Source organism: Pseudomonas sp. JY-Q (assembly GCF_001655295.1).
GTDB classification, from domain to species: domain Bacteria; phylum Pseudomonadota; class Gammaproteobacteria; order Pseudomonadales; family Pseudomonadaceae; genus Aquipseudomonas; species Aquipseudomonas alloputida.
Window position 1 is genome coordinate 3799301 of sequence record NZ_CP011525.1, and the last position, 17569, is coordinate 3816869.

Annotated in this window: 16 protein-coding genes; 9 read left to right on the forward strand and 7 right to left on the reverse strand. The window is 64.5% G+C overall.

The annotated features are described in order from the left end of the window. The 3 genes from AA098_RS17215 to AA098_RS17225 form a co-directional block, all read right to left on the reverse strand. Positions 1–714, reverse strand: a complete 714-nt coding sequence (locus AA098_RS17215; RefSeq protein ID WP_003256147.1) for a GntR family transcriptional regulator — start codon at positions 712–714, stop codon at positions 1–3. A gap of 145 nt (positions 715–859) precedes the next feature. After that, positions 860–2113: an OprD family porin gene (locus AA098_RS17220; protein WP_060546023.1), complete on the reverse strand. Its 1254-nt coding sequence runs from the start codon at positions 2111–2113 to the stop codon at positions 860–862. A gap of 102 nt (positions 2114–2215) precedes the next feature. Continuing rightward, complete coding sequence (locus tag AA098_RS17225; RefSeq protein WP_064614816.1) at positions 2216–3556, reverse strand: MFS transporter; 1341 nt, start codon at positions 3554–3556, stop codon at positions 2216–2218. A 561-nt stretch (positions 3557–4117) separates the two neighbouring features. Between AA098_RS17225 and mrdA the strand changes: the two genes are divergently transcribed. Next, on the forward strand, positions 4118–6013 hold the full coding sequence (mrdA, locus tag AA098_RS17230) for a penicillin-binding protein 2 (protein ID WP_003256152.1): 1896 nt from the start codon (positions 4118–4120) through the stop codon (positions 6011–6013). 42 nt (positions 6014–6055) lie between these two features. On the opposite strand, the gene AA098_RS17235 is transcribed toward mrdA, so the two are convergent. Then, a complete protein-coding gene (locus AA098_RS17235) occupies positions 6056–6682 on the reverse strand; it encodes a glutathione S-transferase family protein (protein ID WP_060546021.1) in 627 nt (208 codons plus the stop codon). A gap of 281 nt (positions 6683–6963) precedes the next feature. Between AA098_RS17235 and AA098_RS17240 the strand changes: the two genes are divergently transcribed. Beyond that, positions 6964–7281, forward strand: a complete 318-nt coding sequence (locus AA098_RS17240) for a DUF2388 domain-containing protein (protein WP_003256154.1) — start codon at positions 6964–6966, stop codon at positions 7279–7281. A gap of 60 nt (positions 7282–7341) precedes the next feature. On the opposite strand, the gene glcC is transcribed toward AA098_RS17240, so the two are convergent. Beyond that, the gene (glcC, locus tag AA098_RS17245) at positions 7342–8106 is read right to left on the reverse strand and encodes a transcriptional regulator GlcC (protein ID WP_003256156.1); all 765 of its coding nucleotides are present in this window, start codon (positions 8104–8106) and stop codon (positions 7342–7344) included. A 194-nt stretch (positions 8107–8300) separates the two neighbouring features. On the opposite strand from glcC, the gene glcD reads away from it, so the two are divergent. From glcD to AA098_RS17275, 6 genes are all read left to right on the forward strand, one after another. Then, positions 8301–9800, forward strand: a complete 1500-nt coding sequence (gene glcD, locus AA098_RS17250; RefSeq protein WP_003256158.1) for a glycolate oxidase subunit GlcD — start codon at positions 8301–8303, stop codon at positions 9798–9800. Further along, complete coding sequence (gene glcE / locus AA098_RS17255; RefSeq protein WP_064614817.1) at positions 9800–10852, forward strand: glycolate oxidase subunit GlcE; 1053 nt, start codon at positions 9800–9802, stop codon at positions 10850–10852. Before glcD ends, glcE begins: the two co-directional genes overlap by 1 nt. A 9-nt stretch (positions 10853–10861) precedes the next feature. Further along, on the forward strand, positions 10862–12097 hold the full coding sequence (glcF, locus tag AA098_RS17260; RefSeq protein WP_054888954.1) for a glycolate oxidase subunit GlcF: 1236 nt from the start codon (positions 10862–10864) through the stop codon (positions 12095–12097). Further along, complete coding sequence (locus tag AA098_RS17265) at positions 12090–12488, forward strand: heme-binding protein (RefSeq protein WP_012051956.1); 399 nt, start codon at positions 12090–12092, stop codon at positions 12486–12488. The genes glcF and AA098_RS17265 overlap by 8 nt, the downstream gene beginning before the upstream one ends. Before the next feature lie 139 nt (positions 12489–12627). Next, positions 12628–12966, forward strand: coding sequence for a hypothetical protein (locus tag AA098_RS17270; RefSeq protein ID WP_004576022.1), 339 nt, complete (start codon positions 12628–12630; stop codon positions 12964–12966). A gap of 91 nt (positions 12967–13057) precedes the next feature. Further along, positions 13058–14491: a PLP-dependent aminotransferase family protein gene (locus AA098_RS17275; RefSeq protein WP_064614818.1), complete on the forward strand. Its 1434-nt coding sequence runs from the start codon at positions 13058–13060 to the stop codon at positions 14489–14491. On the opposite strand, the gene AA098_RS17280 is transcribed toward AA098_RS17275, so the two are convergent. Further along, positions 14484–15680: a CynX/NimT family MFS transporter gene (locus AA098_RS17280; RefSeq protein ID WP_003256168.1), complete on the reverse strand. Its 1197-nt coding sequence runs from the start codon at positions 15678–15680 to the stop codon at positions 14484–14486. The two genes, AA098_RS17275 and AA098_RS17280, sit on opposite strands and share 8 nt — an antisense overlap. A gap of 201 nt (positions 15681–15881) precedes the next feature. On the opposite strand from AA098_RS17280, the gene AA098_RS17285 reads away from it, so the two are divergent. After that, a complete protein-coding gene (locus tag AA098_RS17285) occupies positions 15882–16319 on the forward strand; it encodes a carboxymuconolactone decarboxylase family protein (RefSeq protein ID WP_004576024.1) in 438 nt (145 codons plus the stop codon). A 75-nt stretch (positions 16320–16394) separates the two neighbouring features. Here AA098_RS17285 and AA098_RS17290 read toward each other — a convergent pair whose 3' ends face one another. Beyond that, positions 16395–17483, reverse strand: coding sequence for an AraC family transcriptional regulator (locus tag AA098_RS17290; RefSeq protein ID WP_060538013.1), 1089 nt, complete (start codon positions 17481–17483; stop codon positions 16395–16397). Positions 17484–17569: the final 86 nt, after the last annotated feature.

Genomic DNA, 17569 nt, shown 5'->3' on the forward strand with positions numbered 1-17569 from the left:
TTACGACGAGGGCAGGATGACTTTCATGCCCGCATCCGCCGCTGCCCCGCCAAAGGTTTCGGCATAGCGCAAGGTGGCATTGGCGTGCTCGCGCATGATCGCTTCGGCGCGGGCACCCTGGCGGTTGACCAGGGCGTCGAACACGGCGTGGTGCTGCATATGGGCGAAGTTGAAGCGCCGGTACTCGCGAGCCAGATCATGGCGGTCCACCGCAAGTGCGGTGACCGAGGCGAATGGCAGGTGGTCGTTGCGCGCCAGGGCAACGGCAATGGCCGGGTTGTGGCTGGCGTCGATGATCACCTGATGAAAGCGCATGTTCAGGTCGTGATAGACCTGCAAGTCGTCTTCGCTCACAAAGCCCTTGTCGAACAGCTGATCGCCGTCGACCAGGCATTGTTGCAACGCAGCGCGTGCTTGCACCGACAAGCCACGTTCTGCAGCCTGACGCGCCGCCAACCCCTCCAGCACACCGCGCACCTCGACCGCACCCGCGATGTCATCGGCGCTGACCGAACGCACCTGGAACCCCCGGCCACCAAAGCGCACCAGCAGGCCTTCCTGTTCGAGGGTGCGAAATGCCATGCGCACCGGCATGCGTGAAACGCCGAACAGTTCGGCGGTTGGGACTTCCATCAAGCGCTCGCCGGCCGCCAGCTCGCCCGAAGCGATCATCTTGCGCAACGCAACCAGCACCATTTGACCGGGTTTGCTCATCCAGGCGACTTCCAAAGACATGAGCGGGCATCTTAGCGCAAGCCGTGGGGTTGCTGCTGACCTGTTGTAGGAGCGGGTTTACCCGCGAAGCAGGCAACACGGAACATGGCACCGGCTGCGCCGGTGTTCGCGGCTGAACCCGTTCCTACAAGGTCAGCGGGTAGCTGACGATCAGTCGCGTCTGGTCGAAATCGCTGTTGAAGCTGCGCCGGTTGGTCGCGTTGTTCAGCCGGATGTTGAGGTTCTTCAATAACCCACTCTGGAAGGTGTAGTTCACCTCGGTATCGCGCTCCCACTCCTTGCCATTGCTGCCCGCCGCCGTGGTGGCGTTCTCGCCATGCCCGTACCGCACCATGGCCAGCAGCCCTGGCACACCGAGCGCGGCAAAGTTGTAGTCGTAACGCACTTGCCACGAACGCTCGTCAGCATTGCTGAAGTTGCCGTTGAACATGTCGTTGCCCAAGGTTCGCCCACTGCTGCCATACACCGACATCCACTGGCTGTCACCACTGACCTTCTGCAACCCCAGGTACAGCGTGTGGCCACTGTACGAAGCTGACAGCAAGGCGTAGCCGGTGCGGCTCTGGATGTCGCCGATGCGCGCCTGTCCGTCATCCCGGTCGATGAAGTAGCCAAGGTTGGCCCCCAACGTCCACTCCCCTACCCGCTGACTGTGCAGCAGGTTGAAGTAGCTTTGCTGGTAGATGTCCTCCAACTGCGAGTGCCAGGCGCCGATCAGTGTTCGCTGCTGGTTGAAGCGGTACTCGGCGCCGGCGTAGTTGAAGCCGTCCGAGGTGACCCCGGGCGCGGCCCAGGCAGACAGGTCCTGCATGTCCGAAGAGTGGCGCAGGCTCACCTCGCGGTACTGGCCGGCCTGCAGGCTCAGGCCTTCGATTTCCCGCGAGTCGAGCATGGCACCACGGAAAGTCTGCGGTAGCAGGCGGCCATCGTCGTAACGCAACAGCGGAATATCCGGCAACAATTCCCCCACCTTCAGCTCGGTCGCAGACATACGCAGCTTCGCCGCCAGCCCGGCCCGACCGTAGTCGTCGGCCGCTCGCCCGTCATCGTGCACCGGCAACAGTTCTGAGCCGCTGGTACCGCCGCCGCTGTCCAGCTTCACGCCGAACAGGGCGATACCGTCCAGGCCAAAACCGATCAGCCCCGGGGTGTAGCCCGAGCTGAACTTGAAGATGAAACCCTGGGCCCATTCTTCAACCTTGCCCTTGGCGGCCCCCGGGTCGCGGAAATCGCGGTTGAAGTAGTAGTTGCGCAGTGTCAGCCCACCCTTGGCATCTTCAAAGAAGCCCCCCTCTTGCGCCCAGGCCGGCAAACCAAGGCCAAACGCCAGCGAAACTGCCAGGGCCGAACGGGCCAGCGTGCAAGTTGTGTCCATCATTATTATTGTTCTCCGCGTTCAATAGGCGCAGCAGACCGCCCCAGGCCAGCATGACCCGGATCAGTAAGTTGCATTCAGATACCCGGCAAGGCCGGGTTGCACTCAGTGACTCAGTGCATCAGCAGGCAAGGCGGACGCAGGCTTTGTCGTTGGGCGCAACAGCAGCAGGCAACCCGCGGCAAGCACGAACACGCTGGCAAACACGCCGTACAGATGCAGGGGTTGCCAGCCACCATCGAGCAGCACGCCAGCCACGGTCGGCGACAGGATTGCGCCCATGCGGCCGATGCCGATCCCCCAACCCACGCCGGTGGCGCGTACCGATGCGTCATAGACCACCGGCGACAAGGCATACAGCCCAGCCACGCAGCCGTTGGAAAACAGCCCGATCAGCAGGCCCAACGCCAGCGCCGCAGTGACCGAGGCGCCATTGGCCACGAACAGCACCAGCAGCGCGGCGGTAATGAGCATGAACAACGCCAGCACGCGCGTCAGTGGCCAGCGCGAAGCCAGGCCGCCGATCAGCGCCGCGCCAAGGATGCCGCCCACGCTCAACAGCACCCCGCCGGTGATGCCTTGCTGGGCCGACAAGCCGGCGGCCACCAACAGTTTCGGCGTCCAGCTCATGACGAAGTAGAAGCCGAACATGACCAGGAAGAACAGCAACCAGATCACCAGCGTGGTGCGGCGCATGGCCGGCGCCAGCAGCTGCTTGAAACCGCTACTGGCACCTTCTGCCCGTGCGGCAACAGCCGGCAGTTGTGCCAATGCCGGCTGGCCGAGGCGCACGGCCAGGCGGTTGACCCGGGCCAGCGCATTGGCCGGCCGGCGTGCCAGCAGAAAGTCCAGCGACTCTGGCAACCACAGCAGTACCAGCGGGATCACCAGTACGGTGACGATGCCGCCAAACAGAAATACCGAGCGCCAGCCCCAATGCCCCAGCAGCCATACCGCCAGCAAACCGCCCAGGGTCGCACCCAGCGCATAGCCAGTGGACTGCAGGCTCACCGCCAAGCCGCGCCAGCGTTTGCTGGCATATTCACTGGCAATCACATTGCTGCTGGCCAGGATGCCACCGATGCCCAGCCCGGTCAGGCCACGCAGCAGCGCCAGTTGCAGCGGGCTCTGGCTCAGTGCCGAGAGCAGCATGCCGATACCGGACAGCGCCAGGCACAGCAGGATCAGCGGGCGTCGGCCAAAGCGGTCAGCCCACGGCGCGATGAACAATGACCCGGCCGCCATACCGAACAAGCCGGCACTGAGCAGAAGCCCGACCTGCGCCCCATTCAGGCCCCACTCGGCAGACACCGAGGCGGCGGTGAAGGCCATGACCAGCACGTCGAAGCCATCGATCATGTTGAGGATGATGCAAATACCAATGGCCAGGCACTGAAAGCGCCCCATCGGGTCGTTGTCCAGACGTTGCTTGAGATCGGTATTCATGGGGTCACCTGCCGGCCAGGCTTGGCCACAGGCGAGAGGAACGATGCGCACGCGCAGGCGCAACGGGAGGAACCCTGACGGTTCAGTGCCGCTGGATAGCCATTCATGACTGGACCCTTTTTGTAATTGTTATCGCATACGGCAGGAGGGCTCCGGCCGTTGTCAGGCGCTAATCAACCAGATAATGGATCCACAAACAACGTTACGAAAGCACTGCCTATCAATCAGGCTCGACCAAATTCAGCTCATCGTTAGGAAAAATCATATTTTTTATAATTAAATTCAGTAGATTATAAATTTACAACCAAAGAAACTTGATGTTCGATTAACGAACACAATCGAATTATGGATCCACAAACCTTCAAAAACCACCCCTTGACTCACCACCATGACTACGCAATGAACAAATCTTCATGTTCCCCCTCAGCGCCCTGATCATGGGGCGCACAGCCGATGCCAGCCAGCCGGCAGCCGGGACTCGCCTTGAGGGTGCGGTGCGGGTTGCGTAGCATCCGCGGCCCGATCGCGCGCGTATTGCCACCCCTCAGGATCGATTCACAGATGCCGCAACCCATCCCGTTAAAGGACCACGAAAAGGAAAAACACCTGGTCAACCGTCGGCTTCTGGCCTGCGCTGCCATGGTGTTCAGCCTGTGTGCTGTCCTGGTGGGCCGGCTCTATGTGCTGCAAGTGCTGCAGCATGACCAACAAACGGCCGTGTCGGAAAACAACCGCGTGCACGTGCTGCCCATCGCCCCCGAACGCGGGCTGATCTATGACCGCAACGGCGTGGTACTGGCCGACAACAAGCCCAGCTTCGACCTGACCATGACCCGCGAGCGATCAGGCGGCGACTCGGCCAAGGTGCTCGACACCCTGACGCAGGTGCTGGGCCTGACCGAAGACGACCGTAAGCAGTTCGACAAGGACCTGCGCCGTGGCCGCAAACCGTTCGAGCCCGTGACCCTAATGGTGGGCTTGAGCGAGGAGCAGATCGCCCTGGTAGCGGTGAACCAGTTCCGCCTGCCGGGCCTGGAGGTGGAGCCGCAGTTCATCCGCGAGTACCCACTGGCCGGGCATTTCGCGCATTCAGTGGGCTATGTGGGACGCATCAACGAGAAAGAAGCCAAGACGCTCGACAGCACGGAGTACCGCGGCACCCAATCGATTGGCAAAACCGGCATCGAGCGCTTTTACGAAAGCCAGCTGCATGGCCACGTGGGCTACGAAGAGGTCGAGACCAACGCTCAGGGGCGGGTGATGCGCGTGCTCAACCACAAGGACCCGACCCCAGGGCAGGATATAGTCCTCACCCTGGACGCCCATTTGCAGATAGCCGCAGAAAAAGCGCTGGGTGACCGCCGTGGCTCGGTGGTGGTATTGGACCCGGCCAATGGTGACGTACTGGCGATGGTCAGCAACCCCAGCTTCGACCCCAACCTGTTCGTCAAGGGCATCAGCTTCAAGCAGTATGCCGCGCTGCGCGACTCCATCGACCGCCCACTGTTCAACCGCGTCCTGCGCGGCCTGTATGCGCCTGGCTCGACCGTGAAGCCTGAAGTGGCCATCGCTGGCCTCGACAGCGGGGTGATCACCCCTGGCAGCCGGGTGTTCGACCCGGGCTACTACGAACTGCCCAACTATGACCACAAGTACCGCAACTGGAACCGCAGCGGCGACGGCTGGGTGGACATGTACACCGCCATCATGCGCTCCAACGACACCTACTTCTACGACCTGGCGCACAAGCTGGGCATCGACCGCCTGCACGACTACATGGCCGAGTTCGGCCTGGGCCAGAAGGTGTCGCTGGACATGTTCGAGGAAGCCTCCGGGCTGATGCCCTCGGCCGAGTGGAAGCGCGCCACACGACGCCAGGCCTGGTTCCCGGGCGAGACGCTGATCCTTGGCATTGGCCAGGGTTACATGCAGGTCACCCCCCTGCAGCTGGCCCAGGCCACCAGCCTGCTGGCAAGCAAGGGCGTGTGGCACCGCCCGCACCTGGCCATGACCGTGGGTGGCGATACGCCGATCGACCCAAACCCCATGCCCGACATCGTGCTGCACGACAAGCATGCCTGGGACCAGGTCAGCCAGGGCATGCAGATGGTCATGCACGACCCGCGCGGCATTGCCCGCGCAGCAGCAGCAGGCGCGCAGTATCGGATCGCCGGCAAGAGTGGTACCGCGCAGGTGGTGGCGATCAAACAGGGTGAGCGTTACAACCGCAACAAGACCCTGGAGCGCCACCGCGACAACGCCCTGTTTGTCGGCTTTGCTCCGGCTGAGCACCCCAGTGTGGTGGTGGCGGTCATGATCGAGAACGGTGAGGCTGGAGGCCGGGTCGCAGGGCCGGTGGTGCGGGAAGTGATGGATGCTTATCTGCTGGATGAGCAAGGGCACCTGAAGCCGGAGTATGCGGGCGGCGCACCCACTCGGGGTGTGCCACACACATGATTTGGCGTAGCCGCTGTGCAGGCGGCTTTAGTCGCGAATGAGTCAGGATGCCGTGCGCGGCATCAGCTCATACGGGTGTTTCCACCCCGGCAGCGCCTGGATACGGGCTTTCCAGGCCTCGATGTGCGTGAACGCTGCCAACGGGATACCGGTGTCTTCTGGCATGAACACATACCCCGCCAACGACAGGTCGGCAATGGTCAACCGGCCACCGACCATGAATGGCGTCTTCGCCAGGTGCGCGTCGACAATACGGTAAGCCGCCGTGGCACGCTCGCGCAGGAACCGCGTGACATCGGTTTCGCCGGTGTTCTTCAGGCAGAACAGAAAGCGCAGCGCAGCGTAATAGCTGGTGAACTTATGGTTGTCGAACAGCATCCAGCGCCAGATCTCACGCTTTTCATCTTCATCACGGGGCCCGAACTGGCCGGTCTGTTCGGCAAGGTATTCCAGAATCAGCGCAGACTGGGTGAAGCGCTTGCCAGCATGCTCCATCACCGGCACCTCGCCCTGCTCGTTCACCTCATCGCGCCAGGCTTGCTCACGCGTCTGGCCATGGAAGAAGTCGACGAACACCGGCTGCCAGTCCTGGCCGGTGAGTTCAAGCATGAGCGCAGCCTTGTAGGCGTTGCCGGATTCGGCGAAGCAATGCAGCCTGTAGTCGGACATGGGCGAACCTTCAGTTTCCTTTGAATGATCGGCAGGGCGCTCTGCGGGTTTGCCCGCGAAGCCCCTCCACCCAAGCAAATCACGCGCGTCCCGACGCGGTCAATCCATGACGCGCTCCGTCGACACCTTGAGAACCGTGCGTTCAGCCATATCGTCAGCGGCAGGTTCACCTTCATCCCCGCCACGCTCCTGCCAGCAGAAGGGAACTACCCGAACGCCTCAACCGTCTTAGACACTGAGTGGTTTATTTCCCTGTGCTTCACGTTACTGGAGAACACGACATGCGCCACCTACTGCTCGCCCCTGCGCTGCTGCTCCTGATGCCTGCCGGTGCTGCCCTGGCCCGCGTCGATGCGGGCGACGTCGCCACCTCGGCCGGTATTTCCGCTTCGCTGTATTCGACCTTCAAGGATGACAAACGGATCATCCCGGCCCGTGACGAACTTTCAGCGTTCGTCGCCAGCGGCGGTGCCATCCGCGGCGCCTATGTGGAGTCGGCGCTTGAACAGGCCCGCAAGGACCATCCTGGGCTGCAGGCCAACGATGAAGAACTGGCCCGGGCCATCTTGTCGCAAGATGACCCCGTGGCTGACCATTGAGTAAACCTGTACCGGCCCTTTCGCGGCGGTTCGACGCGAGAGGGCCGGTACAGGGCCGCTTCACCCCCAGCCATCCATACGCATGGTCGCCCTGACCAGGCGCTGCTCTTCCTGCTCGATCTCCCGCAAACTGTCGCGTATGCCGTTGATATGCTCACGCGCCGCCCGCTGCGCCTGCTCGGGCAGTTGCTCCATGACTGCGCGATACAACCGCGCATGCTGCCGATCAATCTGGCGTTTCTGCGCTGGCCGGCAGTACAAGTTGTTGACCGACGCAAACACCGTGCTCAACGTCAGGTCACTGAGCGATTGCAGGGTATGCACCAGCACCGGGTTATGCGACGCCTCACTGATCGCCCGGTGAAAGGCATGGTCACGGCGGGCATGCTCACGGGCATCGAGCGCCTGCGCAGCCTCGTGCGCAGCCAGCATTTCTTCGTAACGCCGGCGGATCAGCAGGCGGTCGACGTCGGTAGCCCGCAACGCCGCCAGCCGCGCCGACTCAGCCTCCAGCAACGCCCTGACCTCCAGCAGGTCGAACAGCGTGCGCGGTTGCGAACTGAACAGGTGCATCAAAGGCGTAGCACCCGCCTGCCCGGTGAGATCGGCGACGAACGAACCCCGCCCCTGTTCGGTGTCGATGATGCCGCGCCCACGCAGAATGCGCAGGCCCTCGCGCAAGGCCGAACGTGAACAGCCAAGCTTTTCCACCAGCCGCCGCTCCGATGGCAGCGCCTGGCCCACCTTGAGCACGCCTTCGACGATAAGCCGCTCGACCCGTTCGGCCACCTGGTCGGCGACCTTGGCCTTGCCTTCAGTACCCACTGCGCACACCCCTGCTGGTAGGACCACTTTGACTTATAGCGCCAATCTAGCCAGACAGAACCGTGAATAAACAGTACTGCCCGAAGAAACTGGTAGGACCAGTCAACATCTCACTCGACCCCAAACGCTAGCACGCGCACGCTGCATCGGTGACCGCTTCGCCAACAACAACAAAAACCGTTGCGAGTGAGCCAATGAATATCCTGTACGACGAACGCGTCGATGGCGCGCTGCCCAACGTGGACCTGGCCGCCCTGTTGCAGGCGCTGCGCGATGCCCTGCCGGACCTTGAAATCCTGCACCGCGATGAAGACCTCAAACCGTACGAATGCGACGGCCTGTCGGCCTACCGCACCGTGCCACTGCTGGTGGCGCTGCCCGAGCGCCTGGAGCAGGTGCAGACGCTGTTGAAGCTTTGCCACCAGCGCGGCGTACCGGTGGTTGCGCGTGGCGCCGGTACCGGCCTGTCTGGTGGTGCCCTGCCGCTGGCCAAGGGCATCCTGCTGGTGATGGCGCGCTTCAACCGTATCCTCGAGGTCAACCCGCAGGGGCGTTACGCCCGCGTGCAACCGGGCGTACGCAACCTGGCCATCTCCCAGGCCGCCGCACCCCATGGTATGTACTACGCACCCGACCCTTCCTCGCAAATTGCCTGCTCGATCGGTGGCAACGTCGCCGAAAACGCCGGTGGCGTGCACTGCCTCAAGTACGGCCTGACCGTACACAATGTGCTCAAGGTGGACATCCTTACGGTCGAGGGCGAACGCCTGAGCCTCGGCAGCGATGCCTTGGACAGCCCCGGCTTCGACCTGCTGGCATTGTTCACCGGCTCCGAAGGCATGCTCGGTATCGTCACCGAAGTCACCGTCAAGCTGCTGCCCAAGCCCCAGGTGGCGCGGGTGATACTGGCCAGTTTCGACAGCGTCGAGGACGCCGGCCGGGCAGTCGCCGACATCATCGCTGCCGGCATCATTCCTGGCGGCCTGGAGATGATGGACAACCTGGCGATCCGCGCCGCTGAAGACTTCATCCATGCCGGCTACCCGGTGGACGCGGCGGCGATCCTGCTGTGCGAACTGGATGGCGTGGAAGCCGATGTTCACGACGACTGCGCGCGCGTCGCCGCCGTGCTGACCCAAGCCGGGGCCCGCGAGGTGCGCCTGGCCTGCGACGAAGCCGAGCGCGTTCGCTTCTGGGCCGGGCGCAAGAACGCCTTCCCGGCCGTGGGGCGCATCTCCCCGGACTACTACTGCATGGACGGCACCATCCCACGCCGCGAGTTACCACGGGTGCTCAAGGGCATCAGCGACCTGTCCGCGGAGTACGGCCTGCGGGTGGCCAATGTGTTCCATGCCGGCGACGGCAACATGCACCCTTTGATCCTGTTCGATGCCAACCTGCCCGGCGAGCTGGCGCGTGCCGAAGCGATCGGCGGCAAGATTCTGGAACTGTGTGTGAAGGTGGGCGGCAGCATCACCGGTGAACACGGCGTGGGGCGCGAGAAGATCAACCAGATGTGCGCGCAGTTCAACAGTGACGAAATTACCCTGTTCCACGCGGTGAAGGCCGCCTTCGACCCCCAGGGCCTGCTCAACCCCGGCAAGAACATTCCCACCCTGCACCGCTGCGCCGAATTCGGCGCCCTGCACGTGCACCAAGGGCAACTGCCCTTCCCCGAGCTGGAGCGCTTCTGATGAGCATGGACCGCGACATGAGCCAGGCGCTGTTGGAGCAGGTCAACCAGGCGCTGAACGAAGGTACGCCGCTGCGTATCCAGGGCAGCAACAGCAAAGCGATGCTCGGCAACCCGGTGGCCGGCGAAGTACTCGACACCCGCAACCACCGCGGCATTGTCAGCTACGACCCCACCGAGCTGGTACTCACGGCCCGCGCCGGTACCCCCCTGCGCGAGATCGAGGCCGCCCTGCACGAGGCCGGCCAGATGCTGCCCTGCGAACCACCCCACCTGGGCCCCGAGGCCACCTTGGGCGGCATGGTCGCGGCCGGGTTGTCTGGCCCGCGACGGCCGTGGGCCGGGTCGGTGCGCGACTTTGTACTGGGTACACGGGTGATCACCGGCCACGGCAAGCTGCTGCGCTTTGGTGGCGAGGTGATGAAGAACGTCGCCGGCTACGATGTGTCACGCCTGATGGCGGGCAGCTTCGGATGCCTGGGGCTGCTGACCGAGGTTTCTTTGAAAGTGCTGCCACGGCCGCGCCTGTGCCTGAGCCTGCGCCTGCCGATGGGCCGCAATGAAGCGCTGGCCGAGCTGGCCGAATGGGGCCAGCAACCGCTCCCGATCAGCGCCGCCTGCCATGACAGCGAAACGCTGTACCTGCGCCTGGAAGGCGGCGAAGGGTCGGTGCAATCGGCACGCCAGCGGTTGGGGGGCGAAACGCTCGATAACCGCTTCTGGAGCGACCTGCGCGAGCAGCGCCTGGCGTTCTTTGCCGACGCCGCCCCCCTGTGGCGCCTGTCCGTACCCACCGTCACCGGCGAGCTGGACCTGCCCGGCCAGCAACTGATCGACTGGGGGGGTGCCCAGCGCTGGCTCAAGACCTGCGCACCGGCGCAGGCCATTCGCGACCAGGTCGCCAGGGTGGGCGGCCACGCCACCTGCTACGCCCCCGGTGCAGCCAGCAGCCCGCCACTGTCGGCTGCACTGATGCGCTACCACCGCGCCCTCAAGCAGCAGCTCGATCCCCAGGGGGTGTTCAACCCTGGTCGCCTGTACCCGGACCTGTGAGGCCAGCCCATGCAAACCAACCTTAGCGAAACCTCGCGCCGCCTGGCCCGCGCCGACGAAGCCGAGCGCATCCTGCGCACCTGCGTACATTGCGGCTTCTGCACCGCCACCTGCCCCACTTACCAGTTGCTGGGCGACGAACTGGACGGCCCGCGCGGGCGCATCTACCTGATCAAGCAGATGCTCGAAGGCGAGCCGGTCACCGCCAGCACCCAATTGCACCTGGACCGCTGCCTGACCTGCCGCAACTGCGAAACCACCTGCCCATCGGGGGTGAAGTACCACGACCTGCTGGACATCGGCCGCGCAGTGGTCGAGCAGCAGGTGCCACGCCCACTCGGCCAGCGCCTGTTGCGCCTGGGCCTGCGTGCGGTGGTGCCGCGCCCGGCACTGTTCAAGGCCCTGACCCGCAGCGGCCAGGCGCTGCGCCCGCTGCTACCGGCCTCACTCAAACGCAAGTTGCCGGCGCAGGTCACCACACCCGGCCCGCGTCCGGCAGTGCGCCATGCGCGCCGGGTACTGATGCTGGAAGGTTGCGTGCAGCCAGCCCTGTCACCCAATACCAATGCCGCGGCTGCGCGGCTGCTCGACCGCCTGGGCATCAGTGTGCAACCCATCCTGCAGGCCGGATGCTGTGGCGCGGTGGACTATCACCTGAATGCTCAGGAGCAAGGCCTGCAGCGGGCACGGCGCAATATCGACGCCTGGTGGCCCGCCATCGAAGCGGGTGCCGAGGCGATCGTGCAGACCGCCAGCGGCTGCGGTGCGTTTGTCCGCGACTATGGCCATCTGCTCGAGAAAGACCCCCATTACGCTGCCAAGGCGGCACGGGTCAGTGCACTTTCCCGCGATCTGGTGGAAATCCTGCGCGATGAGCCGATCGAACAATTGGCCCTGTGCGCCGAACAGCGCCTGGCCTTCCACTGCCCATGCACCCTGCAGCACGCACTGAAGCTGGGCGGCGCGGTAGAGGCGCTGCTGACACGGCTTGGCTTTACCCTGACCTCGGTGCCCGATGGCCACCTGTGCTGCGGCTCGGCAGGCACCTATTCGCTGACCCAACCTGAACTGTCACTGCAACTTCGCGACAACCGTCTGAACGCGCTGGAAAGCGGTAAACCGCACGTCATTGCCACGGCCAACATAGGCTGCCAGGCCCACCTCGATGGGGCTGGACGCACACCCGTGCGCCACTGGATCGAAATCGTCGAAGCCGCCTTGAACCCGGAGCCCGCCCATGCTTAGCAAGTTCGTTATCGGCCAGACCGAAATCGCCCGCGTACTGACCGCCGCCCGCCAGGAAGCCCAGGCCCGCCAATGGAGCGTGACCATCGCCGTGGTCGACGACGGCGGCCACCCGCTGGCCCTGGAACGCCTGGACGGCTGCGCACCGGCCAGTGCCTACATCGCGATGGAAAAGGCCCGCACCGCCGCACTGGGGCGCAAAGAGACGCGGGATTATGAAGACATGGTCAATGGCGGCCGCACGGCCTTCGTGACCGCCCCCCTGCTGACCAGCCTTGAAGGTGGCGTGCCGCTGCGGGTGGAAGGCCAGGTGGTGGGCGCCATTGGTGTATCCGGCGTCAAATCCGAACAGGATGCCCAGGTGGCCAAGGCGGGGGCTGCTGCCTTGTAGACCCTGGGGTTCGACCACCGCCCAGCATCTTAAGACGTTTCCTACGCCGCCCTCAGAAGCGCCCTACTTGCTGCCTCTGCCCACAGAAAACATGATCGGCACTGGAGGACGCAAGGTCGCGATCCAGAGGAGGCTCCGCATGCACCCGTACGCCCGCCCCATCGCCGAACTGCGCAGCAGCCTGCGCGAAATGCTGGCCCATGACATGACCAACCCCGACAACGACCCGCACTTGTCGGGGGTCATGTTCTTCTGCGCCACCGATGAACATTCCCGGCAATTGATCGAACGCATCGAGTTGCTGGCCAGCGAGGTGTTCTTCGACGCGAACGGGCGGGCCATTTCAGAGCATATGAAAGCTTCGGCGGTTGAAGGCGTGCGCATCAAGCGCAACCGCAACGCGCCGGAGGATGAAACCGTGATACGCATTGCCCTGGCAGAAAAAGGCTATATCACCGTCAGCACCGCTCGGCTCTGAGCGGTTGGCTTGGCCTCTTCGTCGCCTGTGACAAGCACCTGAGTCGCAGCCGATCCGCTATCCTGAGCAATCCTCCGCTCCGGACCCGCCCATGGAACTGCACATTCGCCTGGAGGGCCGCAAAGGCCTGGCCGACCAGCTTTACCAGCAACTGCGCGACGGTATCGACAGCGGCCACCTGGCCGCCGGTACCCAACTGCCGCCCACCCGTCTGCTGGCTGAACAACTGGGCGTATCGCGCAAGACAGTGGCCGAGGCCTATTCGCGGCTGACCTACGATAACCTGCTCAGCGGCGTGGTCGGCCGTGGCACGTTCGTCACCCCACGCCATTCGCTGCGCAGTAACGAATCAGCCTCCATACCCCTGGCCGGCGCCGCCTCCCTCGAGCGCTGGCAGCAGCGCGCCACCGTGCTCAGCCAACGCCAGGTGCAAGCGCCATCGCGCTATGACTTCGTCGGTGGTGCTTCGAGCAAGGCACAGTTCCCCTTCGACCAGTGGCGCAGTTGCCTGAACTACGCACTGCGCCGCAGCCAGCGCCACCCCGAGCGCCAGTTCCCGGCCCAGGGCTTGCCGGAACTGCGCGAAGCCATTGCCCACCACATCGCCTACTCGCGCGGGGTGCACTGCAGCGCAGCCGACCTGCTGGTGTGCAACGGCGCCCAGCAGGCGCTGGACCTGATCGCCCGGGTGCTGGTCGAACCGGGCTGCCAGGTGGCCATGGAAGATCCTGGCTACCCGCCGGCACGGCAATTGTTCCTGGCCCTGGGGGCACGCCTGCAATCGGTGCCGGTAGACGATGAGGGCCTGTGCGTGGAACAGATCGCCGATGGCACCCGGCTGATCTACGTCACACCCTCGCACCAGTTCCCGCTGGGCATGCCGATGAGCGAGCCACGCCGGCATGCCCTGCTTGCGCGGGCCGCCGAGCTGGGTGCACTGATCATCGAAGACGACTACGACTGTGAGTTCCGCTACCACGGGCCAGCCTCGGACGCGCTGCAGCGTCTGGACCGGCATGGGCTGGTCGCCTATGTCGGGACCTTCTCCAAGACTTTGCTGCCCGAGCTGCGCCTGGGCTATGCCGTATTACCACCTGCCGTACTGCAGGCCGCTTGCGTGGCCAAGCACCTTAGCGATTGGCACAGCCCGACCCTGCTGCAGTGGGCGCTGGCGCGCTTCCTTGGCGAAGGCCACCTGAACAAGCACATCCGCCGCTGCCACGATGTCTACAGTGCACGCCGCGAGCGCATCCTGGCGCGCCTTGGCGGCGATCTGGCACCGTGGTTCAGCGCCATCCCCGCCAGCGCAGGCTTCCACCTCAGTGCCTTGGCTACGCCCGCAGTGGATGTGGAACTGTTGGCCAACCTCGCGCGCAAGGTAGAGGTCGGCCTGTATTCACTGGCACCCTTCTTCAGCGAGGCGCCGGTCCGCCCGGGGTTATTGATGGGCTTCGGCGCCATCGAACTGCTGGATATCGACCCGGCGCTGGACCGGGTACGCGATACCCTGCAACGCCTCAGTTGACCGGTGCGGCCTTGCCGGTTGCGGCCGGCCGGGCGATAGCCGCCGCATAGCCGCGCGGGTTGAAGCACGCGGTCACCAGCAGCATTGCCATCACGGTCACGGTCAACAGCGTCCACGAAGCCTGGAAGTCGCCACTGACATCCCGCAGCCAACCCGTGATATACGGCACGATGCCGGTGATGATAAAGCCGATACCCTGTACGAACGCCGCCAGGCTGCCGGCCTCGGCAGGCGTTTTCAGGTGTTCCAGGGTCAACGTCAGGCACTGGCTGAAGCAGGCACCCAAGCCAAAGCCGATCATGGCGACCCAAAGCCCGGAAGCCGCCGCAGGTGCCAGCAAAAGCCCCAGGAAGCCCGCCAGCTGGATCGCCAGCGCCAGCCACAAACCCGGGCGCCTGTCGGCCCAACGTCGCAGCAGCAGCGGCAGGCCAAGCGCACCGAGCACCTGAAAGACGGTCATCAGGCCCACCAGGTCGGCACCGCCCTGAGCGCTGCCGCCGTGCTCGATGTGGTAAGCCGGCAACCAGGCCACCATGCTGGTGTAGCCGCCGTTGATCAGGCCGAAGTACAGGGCCAGCAACCACGCCCGGCGGGTGCCGAACCAGTGCCCGCCTGCGGCCCCGGACAGCTTTGGCGCCTCCTGCCTTGGCCGCAGCACGGCCCAGGCCAGCACCGCCAGCACGGCCGGGATCGCCCAAACGCCCAGGCCCGCCTGCCAGTAACCGAAATGGCCGCTGATGTGTGGACCGAGTACTGCCGCCAAGCCGCCGCCGCTCATCAGCGCCGCCGAGTACAGCCCCATCGCCCCGGCCAGACGGCCAGGGAACCAGCGGTTGACCAGCCCCGGCATCATGCCCTGCACCACCGCCACGCCCAGGCCGGCGACCAGCGCACTGGCGATCAGCGCCCAGGCACTGTCCAGTTGCAGGCGCCACAGGCAGGCCAAGGCAATGGCGGTCAGGCCCCCAAGCATGCCGCCGTGCTCGCTGACCCAGCGTCGCAGCCACGGTTGCAACAGGGGCACCAGGCCCATGCACAGCACCGGTAGCGCCGTCAGCAAGGCGGCCTGCTGGTAACCCAGGCCGGTGCTGGCGCGCATCGGTTCGAGTAACGGGCCGATACTGGTCAGAATCGGCCGCAGGTTCAACGCCAGCAGGATCACCAGCAACAGGTTCAGTACAGCGCTCATTGTGAGTCGGTTCTCTTTTAGCAGGAACTGGTCATTATCCCGGCTCGGCTGGCTTGGCAGAAATGAAGAGATTGGATGCAGGTCAGTGGCCACCTGAATGGACGATTGGCCTCCCGCTTATGCGCAAAATTGGCTATCGGGGTGGCCAATGAGCGGCGCTACAGTAGCGCCATATCCACCCCCACACGCCTGGAGACTGACATGCACAACCGTATCGAATGGGCCAAACACGCGCCGCAAGCCTACAAAGCCATGGTCGGCCTGGAGCAGGCGCTGGCTAACAGCGGCCTTGAAAACTCGCTGCTGGAGCTGATACGCCTGCGCGCTTCGCAGATCAACGGCTGCGCCTACTGCGTCAACCTGCATGCCAACGATGCGCGCAAGGCCGGTGAGACCGAAGCACGCCTGCAGACCTTGTGCGTGTGGCAGGAAACCAGCTACTTCACGCCGCGTGAACGTGCTGCGCTGGCCTGGGTCGAGAGCCTGACCCGCTTGCCAGAACAAGGGGCGCCGCAGGGGCAATATGAAGCCCTGCTGGAACACTTCGAGCCGGCCGAGGTGGCCAACCTGACCTTGGCAATTGCCACCATCAATGCCTGGAACCGGTTCGGCGTTGGCTTTGCCATGGTGCCGGCCTGATCCTTTCGGGCGGCCTGTGCAGGCCTATTCGCGGGCAAGCCCGCTCCTACAATTCTGCGCCCTGTAGCAGCGGGTTTACCCGCGAACACCGGCAGAGCCGGTGCCATCCACCGCGTTGGTTTCTTCGCGGGCATGCCCGCTCCCACAGGTAGAACGCAGGCCGGCCAGCCGCGCCCGGTAGCTTCCTGGGCTCTGCCCGGTCCACTTCTTGAACGCCCGGTGGAAGGCACTCGGTTCCTGAAACCCCGCCTGCTCGGCAATTTCGGCAATGCTCAACGCGCCTTCGCGCAGCCGCTCGAAGGCCATGGCCCGGCGCACTTCATCCTTGATCTGCTGGTACGAACGCCCCTCCCGCTCCAACTGCCGGCGAAAGGTACTGGCACTGACCCCCTGCTGCTGCGCCAGCGCGGCCAATGTCGGCCACTGTCCATAGCGCAATGCCCGCAGGTGCCGATACACCTCAGCCACCAGCCCGTTCTGATTGCGAAAGCGGATCACCAGGCCCTGTGGCGCACTGCGCAGGAAGGTCTGCAAAGCGGCTCGGTCCTGCACCACCGGCAGGCGCAGGTAAGCGCTGTCGAACTCCACCTCGGTGCGTCCGCTGCCCAGGCGCAGGTCCGGCCCCCACAGCAGCAAGTCGTCCTCCTGGGCCGGGCGCGACACCGCGAGCTCCGTGCGGTCGATGGCAATCCGCCGCCCGGCCAGCCAGCACAGCATGCCGATCATCAGCACCAGGTAGGTTTCCTCGGCATAGACCCGGGTCAATGGGTCGGCAATGTTCGACTGCACGCTGATCAGCGCCCGCCCGCCACGTACCGTCAGGCTGCCACGCAGGTCACGCAGGAACAGGCCGAAGCCCCCCATGCACTGGCGCAAGGCCTTTTCCAGGTTCGGCTCGAGGATCAAACCCCGGCAGATCAGGGCAAAACTGCCCAGCGGCATGCCGTGGCTGTCGAGGCCAAAGAACTCATCGTCCAGGCGCTGGATCAACGCCAGCCACAGCTGGGCGAACGCCTTGGCCGGCACCCGCGCCTGAGGCTGATCCAGCAGCTGCGGGGCAATGCCCACCGCACACAGCTGGGCATCACGCTCGGCGGGCGTGTCGCGCAGGGCGTGGAGCATGGCGTTGAGGAAGTACACGGCGACTGAATCGCTTTCGCGCATGGCGGTTTTCGCTGTCTATGCTGAGTGGCAAAAAGTGCCAGGTTGTTTGAACAGATCCGGCATAGGCGGCAACAGAGCCTTTGCCT